The organism is Stappia sp. TSB10P1A, assembly GCF_900185725.1.
Lineage (GTDB): Bacteria > Pseudomonadota > Alphaproteobacteria > Rhizobiales > Stappiaceae > Stappia.
In genome coordinates, this window is the sequence record NZ_FYAU01000013.1 from 116,145 (window position 1) to 131,939 (window position 15,795).

General features: G+C 65.3%; 19 protein-coding genes. 9 read left to right on the forward strand and 10 right to left on the reverse strand.

Annotation, left to right across the window (positions count from 1 at the left end; translation table 11 throughout):
- Positions 1-37: 37 nt before the first annotated feature.
- The 5 genes from TSB10P1A_RS02870 to TSB10P1A_RS02890 form a co-directional block, all read right to left on the reverse strand.
- Positions 38-775, reverse strand: a complete 738-nt coding sequence (locus TSB10P1A_RS02870; RefSeq protein ID WP_208984801.1) for a L,D-transpeptidase — start codon at positions 773-775, stop codon at positions 38-40.
- 118 nt (positions 776-893) lie between these two features.
- Entirely contained in the window at positions 894-1,403 is a 510-nt protein-coding gene (gene gpt / locus TSB10P1A_RS02875) for a xanthine phosphoribosyltransferase (RefSeq protein WP_186386398.1), read from the reverse strand.
- A gap of 40 nt (positions 1,404-1,443) precedes the next feature.
- Positions 1,444-2,181, reverse strand: coding sequence for a molybdopterin-binding protein (locus tag TSB10P1A_RS02880; protein ID WP_186386399.1), 738 nt, complete (start codon positions 2,179-2,181; stop codon positions 1,444-1,446).
- A gap of 60 nt (positions 2,182-2,241) precedes the next feature.
- The gene (locus TSB10P1A_RS02885; protein ID WP_186386400.1) at positions 2,242-3,465 is read right to left on the reverse strand and encodes an FAD-dependent monooxygenase; all 1,224 of its coding nucleotides are present in this window, start codon (positions 3,463-3,465) and stop codon (positions 2,242-2,244) included.
- 24 nt (positions 3,466-3,489) lie between these two features.
- On the reverse strand, positions 3,490-3,735 hold the full coding sequence (locus TSB10P1A_RS02890; protein WP_186386401.1) for a zinc-finger domain-containing protein: 246 nt from the start codon (positions 3,733-3,735) through the stop codon (positions 3,490-3,492).
- A gap of 230 nt (positions 3,736-3,965) precedes the next feature.
- On the opposite strand from TSB10P1A_RS02890, the gene TSB10P1A_RS02895 reads away from it, so the two are divergent.
- On the forward strand, positions 3,966-4,733 hold the full coding sequence (locus tag TSB10P1A_RS02895; protein WP_186386402.1) for an alpha/beta fold hydrolase: 768 nt from the start codon (positions 3,966-3,968) through the stop codon (positions 4,731-4,733).
- The gene (locus TSB10P1A_RS02900) at positions 4,730-5,614 is read left to right on the forward strand and encodes an alpha/beta fold hydrolase (protein WP_186386403.1); all 885 of its coding nucleotides are present in this window, start codon (positions 4,730-4,732) and stop codon (positions 5,612-5,614) included. Before TSB10P1A_RS02895 ends, TSB10P1A_RS02900 begins: the two co-directional genes overlap by 4 nt.
- 584 nt (positions 5,615-6,198) lie before the next feature.
- Here the strand turns inward: TSB10P1A_RS02900 and TSB10P1A_RS02905 are convergent.
- Entirely contained in the window at positions 6,199-7,008 is an 810-nt protein-coding gene (locus TSB10P1A_RS02905) for an enoyl-CoA hydratase (RefSeq protein ID WP_186386404.1), read from the reverse strand.
- Between the two features lie 247 nt (positions 7,009-7,255).
- Between TSB10P1A_RS02905 and cysE the strand changes: the two genes are divergently transcribed.
- Together cysE and TSB10P1A_RS02915 are read left to right on the forward strand one after the other, a co-directional pair.
- Positions 7,256-8,089, forward strand: coding sequence for a serine O-acetyltransferase (gene cysE / locus TSB10P1A_RS02910; RefSeq protein WP_186386405.1), 834 nt, complete (start codon positions 7,256-7,258; stop codon positions 8,087-8,089).
- A gap of 172 nt (positions 8,090-8,261) precedes the next feature.
- Positions 8,262-8,477 (forward strand): DUF3126 family protein, encoded by a 216-nt coding sequence (locus TSB10P1A_RS02915; RefSeq protein ID WP_186386406.1) that lies wholly within the window; start codon positions 8,262-8,264, stop codon positions 8,475-8,477.
- 114 nt (positions 8,478-8,591) lie between these two features.
- On the opposite strand, the gene TSB10P1A_RS02920 is transcribed toward TSB10P1A_RS02915, so the two are convergent.
- Positions 8,592-9,317, reverse strand: a complete 726-nt coding sequence (locus TSB10P1A_RS02920; RefSeq protein WP_186386407.1) for a hypothetical protein — start codon at positions 9,315-9,317, stop codon at positions 8,592-8,594.
- Between the two features lie 240 nt (positions 9,318-9,557).
- Here TSB10P1A_RS02920 and TSB10P1A_RS02925 point away from each other — a divergent pair, with 240 nt between their 5' ends.
- Both TSB10P1A_RS02925 and TSB10P1A_RS02930 read left to right on the forward strand, forming a co-directional pair.
- Positions 9,558-9,875: a hypothetical protein gene (locus TSB10P1A_RS02925; protein ID WP_186386408.1), complete on the forward strand. Its 318-nt coding sequence runs from the start codon at positions 9,558-9,560 to the stop codon at positions 9,873-9,875.
- A gap of 76 nt (positions 9,876-9,951) precedes the next feature.
- Positions 9,952-10,488: a gamma carbonic anhydrase family protein gene (locus TSB10P1A_RS02930; RefSeq protein WP_186386409.1), complete on the forward strand. Its 537-nt coding sequence runs from the start codon at positions 9,952-9,954 to the stop codon at positions 10,486-10,488.
- A gap of 159 nt (positions 10,489-10,647) precedes the next feature.
- Here TSB10P1A_RS02930 and TSB10P1A_RS02935 read toward each other — a convergent pair whose 3' ends face one another.
- The 3 genes from TSB10P1A_RS02935 to TSB10P1A_RS02945 all read right to left on the reverse strand — a co-directional run bounded on the left by TSB10P1A_RS02935 (position 10,648) and on the right by TSB10P1A_RS02945 (position 12,995).
- A complete protein-coding gene (locus tag TSB10P1A_RS02935) occupies positions 10,648-11,265 on the reverse strand; it encodes a transglutaminase-like cysteine peptidase (protein WP_208984803.1) in 618 nt (205 codons plus the stop codon).
- A gap of 302 nt (positions 11,266-11,567) precedes the next feature.
- Positions 11,568-12,188, reverse strand: a complete 621-nt coding sequence (locus TSB10P1A_RS02940; protein ID WP_186386410.1) for a PilZ domain-containing protein — start codon at positions 12,186-12,188, stop codon at positions 11,568-11,570.
- A 153-nt stretch (positions 12,189-12,341) separates the two neighbouring features.
- A complete protein-coding gene (locus TSB10P1A_RS02945) occupies positions 12,342-12,995 on the reverse strand; it encodes a PAS domain-containing protein (RefSeq protein ID WP_186386411.1) in 654 nt (217 codons plus the stop codon).
- Between the two features lie 516 nt (positions 12,996-13,511).
- On the opposite strand from TSB10P1A_RS02945, the gene TSB10P1A_RS02950 reads away from it, so the two are divergent.
- The 3 genes from TSB10P1A_RS02950 to TSB10P1A_RS02960 all read left to right on the forward strand — a co-directional run bounded on the left by TSB10P1A_RS02950 (position 13,512) and on the right by TSB10P1A_RS02960 (position 15,725).
- Positions 13,512-14,285, forward strand: a complete 774-nt coding sequence (locus tag TSB10P1A_RS02950) for a rhomboid family intramembrane serine protease (protein ID WP_186386412.1) — start codon at positions 13,512-13,514, stop codon at positions 14,283-14,285.
- 120 nt (positions 14,286-14,405) lie between these two features.
- On the forward strand, positions 14,406-14,837 hold the full coding sequence (locus TSB10P1A_RS02955) for a CBS domain-containing protein (protein ID WP_186386413.1): 432 nt from the start codon (positions 14,406-14,408) through the stop codon (positions 14,835-14,837).
- A gap of 81 nt (positions 14,838-14,918) precedes the next feature.
- Positions 14,919-15,725 carry an AraC family transcriptional regulator gene (locus TSB10P1A_RS02960; protein ID WP_186386414.1) on the forward strand — a complete coding sequence of 269 codons (807 nt, stop codon included), beginning with the start codon at positions 14,919-14,921 and terminating at the stop codon, positions 15,723-15,725.
- The last annotated feature ends 70 nt before the right edge of the window (positions 15,726-15,795 follow it).

Genomic DNA, 15,795 nt, shown 5'->3' on the forward strand with positions numbered 1-15,795 from the left:
GCCGCCGGATTTCAGGAAGCGGCCAGGCTCGCGTAGCTCAGGCAATGCCCTCGTTGCCTTGCAGGACCACGATCGGCGTGTTGTTGGGCACTCGCGCGGCCAGATCAATGACGTCCTGGTTGATCAGGCGCACGCAACCGGAAGAGACCGCCTTGCCGATGGTCCAGTACTCCATCGTGCCGTGGATCCGGTAGATCGTGTCGCGATTGCCTTCGAAGATGTAGAGCGCGCGGGCGCCCAGCGGATTGTCCAGCCCCGGCTCCATGCCGTTGCGATAGGGCTCGAGTTCCGGCTGGCGGGCGATCATCTCGGCCGGCGGGGTCCAGCGCGGCCATGCGCGCTTGTAGGCGATGCGCGCGCGCCCGCCCCAGTCGAAGCCGGCGCGGCCGATACCCACGCCATAGCGCAGCGCCTGCCCGTTCTCCATCACCAGATAGAGAAAGCGGTTCGGCGTGTCGACGACCAGTGTGCCGGGACGCTCCCGCGTCGGGTAGGACACCACCTGGCGGAAATACATCGGATCCACACGCCGCAGGTCGACGGCCGGCAACGGGAACCTCTCCTGTGGCATCGCCGCATACATCTGCAGGTAATAGGGATCGATCACCGGCGCCGGGGGCGCCGACGAGGCCGCCTGCAGGCGAGGGTTGCTGCCGGTGGTCTGGCAGCCGGCGAGCGCCATCGCGCCGAGGCCAACGAGGGCGGCGCGGCGCGTCATGAGGGTGTTGCCGGAGGCGGAGCCGCTTCCGGAGCGCGGGAGAATCTCGTGTGTCATGACGCGGTTATAGGCTCAGAAATTGCGCCGAAATATGGGCACGGCAATAACTTTCCCGCGAGCGCAAGGCTGCCCTGCGCCTGTCGGGAGGCTCGAGGCCGGCGAAACGCGACGGCGCTCAGCCTTGGCTGTGGGTGGCGATCGGCGGCTGGAACTGCCAGCCCATGTCCCAGGGGAAGTAGATCCAGGTGTCCTGCGACACCTCCGTCACGAAGGTGTCGACCAGCGGACGCCCCATCGGTTTGGCATAGACGGTTGCGAAATGGGCATCGGGCAACATGTCGCGAACGACGCGTGCGGTCTTTCCGGTGTCGACAAGGTCGTCGATGACCAGGACGCCGGAGCCCTTGCCGCCGTTGAGATCGATCACCCGCTTGTCGATGGTCTTCAGGACCTGCAACTCGCCCTGGTTCTCATAGTCGTGATAGGACGCGACGCAGACCGTCTCGATAAGGCGAATGCCGAGCTCGCGGGCGACGATGGCCGCGGGAACCAGGCCGCCGCGGGTGATGCAGACGATTGCTTCCCATTTGCCCTGTCCCGACAGGCGCCATGCGAGCGCGCGGCAGTCGCGGTGGAACTGATCCCAGGAGACGGGAAAGGCTTTGGGGGCTTGCGGGTTTTCCATGCGGGTCAAGTCCTGTCGTTCTGGCAAGGGATGATTCTGCTCAGCGGGCCGCAGCCGCGACGGCAGTGCGCACTGCGTCGCAGGCCTGCCGCATCAACCCGGCATCGCGCGAGCGGACGACGATCTGGGTGGAGAAGCGTCCGTCGACCGAGCGCGGATAGGAGCCGATCATGACGCCCGGATGAGCGTCCTGGATCTCGCGCAGGGCGGCGGCGATGCGACTTTCCGGAAGGTCGGCATCGACGGCCTCCGAGAGCATGCGCAGGCCGGTCTTCAGCGTCGGGGCGACGGCGTCCAGCATGGCCTGCATGATCGCCGGAACACCGGCCATGACATGGACATTGCCGATGCGAAAACCCGGAGCCTTCGAAACCGAATTCTCGATCAGTTCCGCGCCTTCCGGGATCCGCGCCATGCGCAGACGCGCCTCGGTGAGTTGGCCCTCGGGATAGAAGTTGCGCAGGATCTCCACGGCGCGGGGATCGTGGCCGATCGGCACGCCGAAGGCCTTTGCCATCGAATCGGCGGTGATGTCGTCATGAGTCGGGCCGATGCCGCCGGAGGTGAAGACATAGGTGTAGCGGGCGCTGAGCTCGCGGACCGCCTCGACGATGCGATCTTCCACATCCGGCACCACGCGCACCTCGGCCAGGTCGATGCCGATCGCGGTGAGGTATTCGGCCAGGTAACCGATGTTCTTGTCCTTGGTGCGGCCCGACAGAATCTCGTCGCCGATGACGAGGAAGCCCGCGGTCACGATATCCTGGTCAGCCGTCATGCCCGTTCATTCCCGTTGTTCCCCGCCCTCAGCCGCTGCGGGAGGCGCTCGCAGACGCCATCAGGCGCCGGGAGGTCGCCATCCATATAGCCAATCGAGCCGCGCGAGAAGACGTTCCGAGGGCAAGGCGCGCATCACCGCATCGCGGGCGAGGGAAAGCGGGCGGCGCATGTGATAGATGCGGTCGTTGGCGCGCGACAGGCGCATGACGCGCTCGGCCCGGTCCTGCCGCTCCGCCTCGTAGGCACGCAGGGCCCGGGGTACGTCGTCCATGCCTTCGGACAGATGGCGGGCAAGCGCGTCGGCGTCCTCGATGGCCATGGCCGCCCCCTGCGCGGCGAAGGGCAGCATGGCATGGGCGGCATCGCCGAGCAGGGCGAAGCGGCCGTCGACCCAACTGGTGCCGGGGTCCATCGAACAGAGCGCCCATTTCAGCCAGGAGGAGGGGAGCGACAGCAACTCCCGGCAGCCGCGCGGCCAGTCACAAAAGCGCGAGAGCAGCGCGTCGCGGTCGGCCTGGGCGGACCAGACCTCTTCCTGCCAGTCCTCTTCGACCAACGCCACGAGGTTGAATTGTTCGCCGCCGGCGAGCGGATAGTGGACGATATGGGCGCGGGGACCGAGCCACAGGCCGGTGACATTGCGCCAGCGCTGCGGCACCTCGCTCACGGGTATGACTGCGCGATAGGCGGTGCGCCCCGAAAAGGCGGCGCCCCGCAGGCCCATGATCCGGCGGCGCACCGTCGACCAGACACCATCGGCGCCGATCAGGGCCGCGCCGGTGTCATGGTCGAGCGGGGCCTGCGGATCGGCATCGTCTCCGGCCCGCTCGAATTCCAGCTTGATACGGTCGGCATTCTGTGCGGCGTCGCGCAAGCGCGTGCCGAGACGCAGGGTGATGCCGGCGGAGGCGCGTGCCGCCTGCAGCAGCACCGCCTGCAAGTCCGCCCTGTGAATGACGAGATAGGGGGCGCCATAGCGCTTCTCGGCCGTGGCGCCGAGGGGAATCTCGGCGACCGGATCCTCGCTGTGCGCGGTCATCACCTGGATGGCGCGCGGCGCGACCACATGCGGCAGCAGCGCGTCCTCAAGACCCAGTTCGCGCATCACCTGCATGGTGTTGGGGGGGAGTTGCAGACCGGAGCCGACCGGACGAAGCTCGCTCGCCTGTTCGATCACTGTGACTGGACGCGACCGGCGCGACAGACAGAGCGCGGCAGTGAGCCCGCCGATCCCTGCACCGGCGATGAAGATGCGGTTTGCGTCGGATCGGGATTGCGCCATGCGCGGGCCTTGCGTGAGCGCCGGTCAGGCGGCTTCAGGCGTCCAGATGCAGTCGGCCGGGTCCGCCTGATGGACGTCAAGCGCCGGATTGTAGCGGTAGAGCGTCGAGCAATAGGGGCAGATGATCTCGTTGTCGTCGCCCATGTCCAGGAAGACGTGCGGGTGGTCGAAGGGCGGGCGGGCGCCCACGCACTGGAACTCCTTCGCGCCGATCTCGATCGACTCCAGGCCGCGATCATTCTGGAAATGGGGGATTACAGCATGCGCCATCGCATCCATCCGTCGTTCAGCAGGGTCTGCAGAATTTGGCGGACCATACGCAGGAAGGAGCTGTTTGAACAGGGGGAAGTGGCGGTTTGGCCACATCTGCGGCAACAGGTGGCAGGCGGGGTGGCGGCGCTCATGCGAGCCGCCATGCGGGCTGCGGGCTTTTCATCCGCACAGTCGCGCATTATCGTAAGGGTCATCTTTTTACGTTTACGTCAAGGTAAAGGCCCTCAATGCCCCATTTCGATTCCGCCGGCCTGCGCATCGCCTATCTGGACGAGGGACGGGGGGAGCCGATCCTGCTCATCCACGGCTTTGCGTCCAACAAGCACATGAACTGGGTCTATCCCGGTTGGGTGAAGCTGTTGACGGAAGCCGGTCGCCGGGTGATCGCCATCGACAATCGCGGCCATGGCGAGAGCGACGGCAGCCATGATCCGGAAGATTATGGCGCCCCGACAATGGCGGAGGATGCAAGGCGTCTGCTCGATCACCTGGGCATCGAGCGGACCGACGTGATGGGCTATTCGATGGGCGCGCGGATCTCCGCCTTCCTGACGCTCGACCATCCGCAACGGGTGCGCAGCGCCGTCTTCGGAGGGCTTGGCTATGGCATGATCACCGGTGTTGGCGATCCCGAACCGATTGCCGCCGGGCTGGAAGCGGCAAAGCTCTCCGACGTCACCGACCGGGCGGCCCGCGCCTTCCGCGCCTTTGCCGAGCAGACCAATTCCGATCGGTTGGCGCTTGCCGCCTGCATGCGGTCCTCGCGGCAGAAGATCAGCGAGGAGCAGGTCTCGCGGATCACCCAGCCGGTGCTGGTTGCGGTCGGCACGAAGGACGAGATCGCCGGCTCGCCGGAGAGGCTTGCCCGACTGATGCCGCGCGCGAAGGTGCTGGAGATCCCCGGCCGCGACCACATGGTCGCCGTAGGCGACAAGGTCTACAAGGCCGGCGTCACCGGTTTCCTGGAGAGCCTGGCGCGGGAGGGGATCGCGTGAACGCCAGGACCCTCACTCTGACAGGAGCTGACGGCAACGATCTCGTTGCCGACGTCCACGGCGCGGGCAGCCGCTCCGTGCTGCTGCTGCATGGCGGCGGCCAGACACGCCATGCCTGGGAGGCAACAGGCGCACGGCTCGCGGCGCGCGGGCTGTCGGCATGGTGTCTCGACCAACGCGGCCATGGCGGCAGCGACTGGATCGCGAGCGGTGCTTACGAGTTTCGGGATTTCGCCCGCGACGTGGTGGCGGTGTCAGACCAGATCGCCGGACGCTCGGGCGTGCGGCCCGTTGGCATTGGCGCCTCGCTTGGCGGCATTGCCAGTCTTCTGGCCGAAGGGCAGTTGCGGCCCGGTACGCTGTCGGCGCTGGTGCTTGTCGACGTGACGCCGCGTATGGATCCCGCCGGGGTGAACAAGGTCATCTCCTTCATGGCAGACAGGGCCGAGGCCGGGTTTGCCACTGTGGAGGAGGCGGCCGACGCGATCGCCCGCTACCTGCCCCATCGCAAGCGTCCCGAGCGGCTCGACGGGCTCGCCAAGAACCTGCGCCTGCATGACGACGGCCGCTACCGCTGGCATTGGGACCCGCGCTTCCTCGGGCACCGGCGCGGCCGGCCGCTCGATCCCAGCGACGGCATCGAGGAGAGGGTCGAGGGCGAGTTGGTGCGGGCCGCGCAATCGCTCAAGGTGCCGGTGCTGCTGGTGCGCGGCGCGCGCTCCGAACTGGTGACCCAGAGCCATGTCGACGAGTTCCTGACCCTGGTGCCGCATGCCGAGTATGCGGATGTGGCGGATGCCGGCCACATGGTCGCCGGCGACCGCAACGACGCCTTTGCCGGCGCGGTGGTGACGTTTCTCGAGCGGCTCAAGGCCGCCTGAACGGCACGTCTTGCCGGCTTGCGGCGTGTTTTCAGAACCGCTGATCATGTGGTGCCAGCAAGGCCTTCCGCCTTGGCTCGCAGCGCGCATGGACCCCGCTCCCGGGTGGCCGGACCCGTTTTCACACCACTTTTCGGCGAGAGCTGCGCGCTCGCGGCTACATGATGGTGTTCATTTTTCAGATAGATAAATCAATTTCTTATATGGTTAACTGATAGTTAATGTGGAACTGCGCGCGCAGTAATGCATTAGGTGAAGACCTTGCTTCAAGCCTCTGTTTATGTGGGGTATTTTTCTGGAATTTAAAGTGGTGCATCAACCTGTGCTCAGGATCTGATTCAGGATCCTCACAGACAGAATCAACACGGTGCGGGCGTCAGGGAATCATTCCCGATTCCCAGCGTCAAGAGCACACCTCGGCATGTCCGCATCGGCGTTGTCCTGACCGATGCCATACATTCGACGCTGCAAGGAGTCGGTTAACAAAATGACTCCACGTCAGCCGCCTGCCGCGATCGGCCTGCCATCACCGATAGGGGCGGGGCCGGCTTGCCGCGAGCAGCGACAGGTATCGTCGAGCGAGGTTAACTGCCGGTGAAGTCGGGGGCGCGTTTTTCCATGAAGGCTGTGCGGCCCTCGGCGAAATCGCGGCTGTCGAAACAGGCGTCGGCAAGGGTCTGGCAGGCGTCGCGATCTTCTGCCGACAGGCGGGCGGTGAGGGCATCGATGCCGGCCTTGGCGGCGCGCAGGGTGAGAGGTGCGCCGCTGGCGATCTCGCCGGCAAGACGCCTGGTCTCCGTCTCCAGCGTTTCCGGCGCGGCGACAAGATCGAGAAAGCCGAAGCGTTCGGCCTCGGCCGTGCCGATGCGCCGGGCCGTGAAGAAGAGCAGTTTGGCGCGCGCCGGTCCGATGAGGCGCACGACGTCGGCAATCGCGGTCGGAGGATATCCGACGCCCAGACGGGCGGCCGGGATGCCGAAACTGGAGCCATCCGCGGCGATGCGCAGGTCACAGGCTGCCGCAAGTCCGAAGCCGCCACCGAGGCAGAAGCCGCGGATCATCGCGAGGGTCGGCAAGGCCGCGTTGCGCAACGCGTCGAACGCCTCAGCGTTGGAGACCTCATAGGCGCGTGCGGAGGCGGCATCCTTGCGCAACGTGGCGAACTCGGAAATGTCGGCGCCGGCGATAAAGGTCTCGTTGCCAGCTCCGCGCAGGACGATGACGCGCACGCGCGGGTCGCTCGAAAGCTCCGCCACCGCCTGGGGAATCGCCTGCCACATGGCGAGCGTAAGGGCGTTGCGCCGGGCGAGGTTGTCGACCTCCAGCCAGCCGATGCGATCCTCGATCCGGGTGGTGATACGGGCGGGGCGGGTGTCGGTCGAGATGTCGGTCATATCGGACTCCAGCAGGATGCGGCAGGGCTGCGGGCATATTGCAATCTCCAGCGACCCAGTCCATTCGCGCCGGGCGGAAAATCGATCGGATGGGCCCGTTCGGGGCAGGGGGCGACGCGAAATGGCCGCGACGGCGGCCTTGACCTATGGCCTTGCCTGCATACATCGCGGTAAGATGGCACCCACGACCTATGCTTGAAAGGGGGCCGCCCTGCCCGCGTGGCGGAGGCTCCGTAAGGAGGCGAGCATGCCGCAGATCAATCCCCTTGCCGAGGCGCCGACCCTGTCGCGCCACGACCCCGTCTGGAGCCAGTTACGCGAGGAGGCCGAGGCGATGGTGCGTTGCGAGCCGGCGCTCGCGTCCTTCGCCTACGAGACCGTGCTCAACCACGACCGACTGGAGGAGGCTGTCGTGCACCGGCTGGCCGACCGGCTGGGCCATGTGGTGGTTTCCCCCTCGCTGATCCGACAGACCTATCTGGAGGCGCTGCAGGATTCGCGTGCGCTTGCGGAAGCCTTTCGGGTCGACCTCGTCGCCGTGTATGACCGCGATCCGGCCTGCACCCGGCTGCTGGAGCCGCTGCTCTATTTCAAGGGTTTCCACGCGCTGCAGACGCATCGGCTGGCGAACTGGCTGTGGAAGCGCGGGCGCAAGGACTTTGCGCTGTATCTGCAGAGCCGGTGCTCGGAAGCCTTCCAGGTGGACATCCATCCGGCGGTGCCGGTCGGCGTCGGCGTGTTCGTCGACCATGCCACCGGCATCGTCGTCGGTGCCACGGCGCAGATCGGCGACAATGTCTCGATCCTGCAGAACGTGACGCTGGGCGGCACGGGCAAGGAAGAGGGCGATCGCCACCCGAAGATCCGCAACGGCGTGCTGCTGGGCGCTGGCGCCAAGGTGCTCGGCAATATCGAGATCGGCCACTGCTCAAAGGTCGCCTCTGGGTCGGTCGTGCTGACGGATGTGCCGCCGAACTCCACCGTTGCCGGCGTGCCGGCCCGGGTGGTCGGCGCGGCGGGCTGTGCCGAGCCGTCGCGGACGATGGATCAGTTGCTTTCGGCGGACAGCGACAGGGGCTGATCGGGCTGACGACCTGGTATCAATATGAGGCGCGCAGTTCCCCGTCTGGGGGAAAGGCGCGCTTTTTTCTTGGTTCACGCGGCCGAATGTGTAGGTTCGGGGCCAATCCGGCATTGCCGGCAACTCATGGGGCCGCCAGGGAAAGAGCCGTGGCCTTTGAAAGGAGCCTTTCGTGAAGCCAGACGAGATCCGCAAGCTCGAAGCCTATTTGCAGAAGAAGTTCGAGCTTCCGAAGCTTGTTGTCCGGGCGCGGCCGAAGAAGGACGATTCCGCCGAAGTCTATATCGGTGAGGAGTTCATCGGCGTGATCTATCGCGACGATGACGACGACGACTTGAGCTGGAACTTCCAGATGGCGATCCTGTCCTACGACCTCGACGAGGCCTGAGCCGCCAGCGCTTCAGGGGGACCGGAAGGACGGAAACCAAAACGGGCGGACCGCAGGGCGGGCGCCCGTTTTTCGTTTCGCGGTTCCCGTCACGAGTGCGACCGCGAAGTGCGGTCAGGAGGCCGGTTGCGGCGCGAAACGGGCAACCAGTGCGGCGACGCCGTCATCGAGGCTCTGCCAGTGCTCCAACTGCCATTGGCGGAAGCGATAGGTGGCGAACAGGCCATGGCCGAGGCGGATGCTGCGCTCGCAGCTCGCGGCAAGCGTCTTGTCGCGCGGCGTGAAGCAGCGGGCTGCGAACAGCCGTCCGTCTTGCGAGCGGTGAGCCACGAAGTCCGTGCCGCTTGCCGCATCACCGGGCAAGGGTAGCAGCGCAAGGCCTGCAGGGCCCGGCAGAGGATCGCCCGAGGCAAGCGAAAGCCAGACATGGGTGAGCCGCTCGCTCGTGTCCATGATGTCGGCGGTGGCAAGCGGCTCCAGCGAGACGAGCATGACGGCGGACGTATCGCTGGGATCGGCAAAGGCGCGGGCGTTGAACTCGCTGTAGCCGTCCATGGACGGCCACAGGACTGCAAGGCTCAGCCGGTCGACGGAGCCGCCGGCAATGCGCTCCTCGACCCGCCGCATCATGTTGGCCGGCACCTTGAGCTGCACATCGCCGAGACTTATGGCGACACGCTCGCGGCTGTCGCTCCAGCCGGTGGGGCCGCGCGTGTAGTTCAGCCAGCTTCCGACCGTGTGGGCGAGCAGAGCGGTGCCGGCAAGCGCCAGCGCAACGACCATCGATGTGAAATGGCGGGCCTCAACCCCCGTTCCGCCGGGAAGCGTCAACGGCATCATCCGAGCGCTCCTGTTGCAGGCCGCGACGGCAACCCCGGCCACGGCAGGTGACCCAGCAGATTGTCCCGATCCGGGACGGGTGTCCCGATCTGCTCCGGGACGCGGGGCACTCCGTTCGCCATCTTTATGGTTACCAGTTCGTTAATGGACCCGTGGAAACGGCATGCTAATTGCTGGTGCGAGACGTGAGTTTCCTATTAAGGTTCCCAGAGAATTGGTTAACGAGGGGTTAACGGCACCATGAGTGAACTGGCGCTGGCGGTCTATCTGGGCTGCGCGGGCTTTGTCATCTCCGGAATCATCGGCAGTTTCTATCAGCTTGTGACCGGAGAGCCCCTTCGTTTCGCCATATCGGTCGAAACCTGGATCAAGGGCGTCCTGTCCTGTCTGCTGTGTGTTTTCGCAGGCCCCTTCATCATCATGCGCAACGCGATTCGCGGCCGGCGGGTCGAACAAAGGCCGCTCGGCTGGCTTGTTGCCTCCTCGACGATCGCCGGGATGTGGAGCCTTTGCTCCGGCATCATGGTGGTGCATGTCGCTCTGACCGTGGTCCTGTAAGGTTGACGGGCGCGGGCGCGCGTCCGTCTCCTGATGCCGCAAGGCCTGATTGAGGCCAGCTATTCCGGAGTGTTCCATGCCGCTTTACCGCCTCGACGATCACAGTCCCATCACACCCGAGCAGGGAGCCTTCTGGTTGGCTCCGAATGCGGCACTGATCGGCCGGGTCGTCCTGAAGCGGGACGCCAGCGTCTGGTTCTCTGCGGTGCTGCGCGGCGACAATGAAACGATTACCGTCGGAGAGCGCTCCAACGTGCAGGACGGCTGCGTTCTGCACACGGATATGGGCTTTCCGCTGGAGATCGGGCGCGGCTGCACCATCGGCCACAAGGCGATCCTGCACGGCTGCACCATTGGCGACAATACGCTGGTGGGAATGGGGGCGACGGTGCTGAACGGCGCCCGCATCGGGCGCAACTGCATCATCGGTGCCAATGCGCTGATTGCCGAAGGCAAGGAGATCCCGGACAACTCGCTGGTGGTGGGAATGCCCGGACGGGTGGTGCGCCAGCTCGACGCGGCCGCGGAGGCCGGAATCGCTGGCTCCGCCGACGGCTATGTTGCCCAGTGGCGCCGCTACGCCAACGGGCTCTCGCCGGTGGCCGGAGGCTGATCGCAAAAAAAAAGGCCGGCCTCCGCGGAGCGGAGACCGGCCGGGCAACCCGACCCCGGGGTATGGGGGAGGGGGATGGGCCTGGTTGCCATCAGTAACGGCGCAATTTCCGTGTCGTGCCAAACTGCCTTGTCGCGGGACCTTGTCCCGCCACTCAAGTCAGTTTCCGATGCTGGCCAGCGTGCTGGTCCGGCGGTCGGAGATCGCCGCCCATTGTGCCGGATGCGACACTGACTGCCGCTTCACGAAACGATAGGGCGCCGAATACCAGGGCAGGACGGCCTCGATCTGATTGTCGAGGATGATGTCCCCCTGATCCGTGCGGACCGTGAGAACGGCATGGCCCGCGTTGTTCGTGTCCTTGACGACGGTGATCAGCAATGCGCTGGCCGGCCAGCCGCGGCTCACGAGCACGCGCTTCTTCTCCAGCACGTATTCCTCGCAGTCGCCGGCCCCATCGACAGGGTAGGTCCAGTATTCCTCGACACCGAAGAGTTCGAGGTCGGTCACCGGCCGAATGCGGGCGTTCACCTCGGCATTGACGGCCAGCAATTCGTTCCACCGGGCCCGGTCAAGCTTGACGACCACCGCGTCCTTGCCATCGGGCTGGCATTCGACCGGGTTCTCCTGACAGAAGCCGATATGGCCGATGGGAGCCTTCGCGGCCGCGCCGGTTTCCATAAAGCGTCCCGTCCCAGGGTCGGCCTGCGCTGTGCTTGTTGCCAGCAGCGCCAGAGCGACCAGCGTATACTTCAGTATCTTTGCGTTCATCGTCATGTCTTCGCCCTCCCCAAGGCTGACTAGACAATGACACACGCGTTTTTATTTGCGTCTAAGGTCCGGTACGGAAGTTTATTTGAAATAAATTCAGTTTATACGACAATTTATACTTAAATAGAATAAAATTGTAATGATCCCGAGCATGAGGCGGGCGAGCGCAGAACGCGCAAATCGACCCTCGCCGCCGCATCGGTGATGCGGAGGGGCGGGGCGTCAAGTGGGGGGAGATGCGCGCAAATGCATCGAACCGACCGGAGGCGGCTCCGGCCGGTTCGATCTGCGCATTTACTGCGGCAGGATCAGGAAATGTGCTGTTCGAGCAGGTCGCGGTTCTGGATGTGCGCGAACTCGACGGCAATACCGTCCTCGGTGTGGCGCACGACGCGCGCACGCATCTTGCCGATGCCGATCGCGGTGCCGATCTCCGGCTTCACCTCGGTCTTGAGCGAGGCGCCCGACAGGGACACGTCGATGATGAGCGACTTGTAGCTGCGCCCGTCCGCAAGGACGATCTGGGTGACCGGGTTTTTCGGGGTGAAGCGCTCGTGGCGACGGTCTTCCGGCAGGTTGAGCACATCGCGATTGGCAAGCCATGTCAGAACGTTGGCGAGTTTGTCGCGCTTGCGCTGCGTCGCATTGATGCGGATGGCGAAGCCACCCTCGATCTCCCGCACCACCTCGCCCTCGATGCGGCCGATATGGTCGACATAGGCAACGACCCGTTCGCCGACACGTGCTGGAACCGGCGCGATCAGGGCGGCGCCGCCAGGCGACATGTCGATGATCTGGCAGGGATATTCGCGACGATCCTCGAGCATGAAGCGGCCGAGGATGTGGACAGGCACGCGGGAATGGCGCCGTCGGTCGACTTGCTTGGCGGCGTCGGCTGTCGTGTAAGTGAGTGCCGTGGCATGCGCCATGCGTCGTCGACCTTCCCTGGAGCGCACGGCTCCGGCGGCCGCGCGAACACTGCTGATCGACGTTATGACATGGCAGTTAACAGAGCGTAAGTGCTGCCCTTGCGTAAGGCGGTCGTGCCGCCCGGTTCGACGCCTGCGACAGTGGCGCAGGCGTCAGTTCTTCCCGCCCTCGATCACCATCAGGTGTTGAACCCGCCGGGCTTCCGCGAGCAACGGCAGCGGGGCGGAACTGCGGATCGCCGCCGGCTCGCGACCGAATTGCGGGACCGGGCTGGTGGCGGTTCGCGCCTGCGGCCTGAGGAAGGTGGGGCGCTCGTCCGGCCAGATCAATCTCACGCTCTTGATCGTCTGCGACAGGATCGGATGCATGCCTGCCCAATAGGGCTGCTCAAGGGCAACGCAGGCACCGAGCACCCGGCTGCAGCCTTCGCCGGGAATATGCAGCGGCAACAGCAGCATCTCCATGTCGACAGACTGTTTGCGCTCGGTGAAGCCGGCCACGCCGATCACCGCGGCTGCCGCGTCCTCGGTCACTGCCGCAAGCAGGGTGGCAAGCGCCTCGCGATCTTCGCTCGACCAGCCGCGCAGGATGTTGCGGTTCTTCAACTCCCGGCAATGCAGCGCACACAGGCGCGTCCCGGCAAGGCGGAAGCGATAGGTGTCGCGGTCGACAAGTTCCAGGATGAACGTGTCGCCAAGGACGGCGCGGATCCGGCCGGGCTCGATCTCGCCGCGGTCGGGTGCCGGGCGTTCGCCTCGAAGGCTGTCCCAGTACTCGTAGAGCCGCTGCGTCACCGGATGTTTCATGTCAAACCTCGCCCCGGAAAGGTGTCCCGCCCATTGCCTGGGCGAGGCTGCTGTCCTGTTTTCGCGCAAGGCCTGATCGCGGAACCCGGCGCGTGTGCCGGAATGCGGTTGGCCTGCTGCTTCTGGAGGGGCGAGGAAGGAAAACTGTCCGTCTTCGGGACGGTTGTCCACCTTGCGCCGCACCTGGGGAGAGACAAAGCAGGCCGCATGCCAACGAGTTGACCGGTTCGATTTACTTTCTGTTAAGGTTAACGAACGGTGGCGGTTGCCGTAGCGTTGGTTTGATGTGCAGAATCTACCAGTTGGTGAAAGCGAGCCTACCTGCACTGCACGTCGCCTGACTTCGTTCGCAGGAACCGGGTAAAAGCACCGGTTTCCTGCCGTTCCTTGACCGCCCGGGCCGCGCGAAAGCGTGGCGGGCGGTTTTTCTTTGGCCGAGGCGGCATGTCGCGGCTTGACGGAGGCCGGCCGGCCGGCCGATCTGGAGACGGTACAATTCCCGCCAGGCGAGAGACGATGCACGAACCAAGAGCCGAAGAGATCGACGACCAGGGCCAGCCGCCACCGCCGGAGCCGGTTTTCAACCTGCCGAGGATAGTGAGGAGTTTGGCGCTGCTGCTTATCGGCATCTATGCGGCGGATTGGTTCCTGATGCCTATGAGTTCGCGGATTGAGGTCCTGCTTGCCTATGGCTTTCTGCCGGCGCGCTATCTGCCGGATGCAGTGGAACTCTATCAGTTGCCGGGCGGCGAGGGCGCGAAGGTCTGGAGCTTTCTCACCTACGCCTTCCTGCATGGCAGTTGGGCGCATCTCTTCGTCAATGTGATGTGGATGGTGGTGTTTGGCTCGGCGGTTGCCCGGCGCTTCGGAGCCGCGCGCTTCCTGCTGCTGTCGGCCGTCTGCGCCGTCGCCGGCGCGGCGTTGCACCTGGCTTTCCATTTCGGTGAACTCGTGCCGATGATCGGAGCTTCGGCCGCGATCTCCGGCCAGATGGCAGCGGCGACACGGTTCGTCTTCGACATGGGCGGGCCGCTCGGTGCCATGCGGCGCACGGATGACCTGGCCTATCAGCGGCCGGCCTCGAACATGTTGACAACCCTGTCCAATCCCAGGGTCGCGATGTTCATGCTGGTCTGGTTCGGCCTCAACTTGCTCTTTGGCGTTGTCTCGGTGCCCATTGTCGGCGAGGGAGGCAGCATCGCCTGGGAAGCACATATCGGCGGGGTTGTTGCAGGCTTTGCCTTGTTTTCTCTCTTCGATCCGGTCCCCCGACGCAGGAATGGCGGTTAGGGCCAGGGCCTCGCAGTGTTGCCGATTGCGCCGAAACAAGGATTTGTCATGATGGGGGCGGAATCGGGGACGGGAGGGTCCCCGGCCCGCAGCCAGGACAAGCCACCGGGGAGGTCGGACATGACGGTCGCATCAATTCTCAACGAGAAGGGGCGGGACGTCGTTACGGAGCGTGCCGAGACGACGATGCGCGAGATCTGCGCCATCCTCGGGGCCAAACGTATCGGCGCCATCGTCATCACCGACCAGAAGGGCGGGATCCGTGGGATCGTTTCCGAGCGCGATGTGGTCCGGGCGATCTCGCAGGACGGTCCCGACGCGCTCGACAAGCCGGCCTCGGCCTATATGACGGCGAAAGTCGTCACCTGCGACGCGAGCGAGACGGTGAACTCGGTGATGGCGCGGATGACCGGCGGCAGATTCCGCCATGTGCCGGTGGTGAAGGACGGCAAGCTCGCCGGCTTGATTTCCATCGGCGACGTGGTCAAGCATCGCATCGCGCAGATCGAGCGCGAGGCTGAGGACATGCGCAACTATATTGCCATGACCTGAAGGCGAGACGCGGCGCTCCGCCCCGCTCCGCCCATGGCAGTCCGGTCTTGTCCGGACCGCAGAAAGGTTAAACGGCAAGCCATGCAGGCGAACCGCTATCATCATCTCGCCTGGCATCACGGAATCGAACTGTTTGAGGCTGCCTTCAGCACGCAGACCTTCAGCCGTCATGCCCATGAAGGCTTCGCTATCGGAGCGATTGCCGAAGGGGCAGGCGGCTATGTCTGTCGCGGCGAGAGCATGGTCCTGCCAGCCGGAACCTTGTCGCTGATGAATCCGGAGGAACCGCATACCGGTCATGCGGCGGCGGAGTGCGTCCGCTACAGCATGCTCTATGTCTCGGAGACGGCGGTGCGTGAGGTGCTGGGACTGCGAGTTCTGCGCGGCTTCACCGCCATCGCTCCGCGCGACCGCCAGTTGGAACTGACACAGGCGCTCGGGGCACTTGCCGCGCGGCTGAATGGCGGTCCGATGCCGGACCGGCGGCTGGCGGTGGAAGAGGCGGTTCACGAGGTTCTGGCTCGAGCCTTTACTCACTACGGGGGCGCCGAGCTTCGGGCCGCCGGGCGGGAGCCTGCCGCCGTCAGGCGGCTCAAGGAACGCATTGCCTTCGGTGTGGAGGTGGGGGAGAGCCTGTCACTGGCGGATCTTGCCGCGGAGATGAGCCTGAGCCCGTCCTATCTGGTGCGCAGCGTCGCCAGGGCGACCGGTCTCACCCCGCATGCCCATGTGCTGCGCCAGCGGGTGGATCTTGCACGGCGGCTGCTGCTGGATGGGGTCGCGGCGGCGGAGGCGGCGGTTGCCGCCGGCTTCTGCGACCAGGGTCACATGATCCGCCAGTTCCGGCGGCACTACGGCGTTACCCCGGGCGCACTGCTCCGGCACTGACAGGTCAATTTCGTCCAATCCGCAGAGCCGCGTGCCATGGCAAGGGCTTCCCCTGACGAAAGGGGACGCC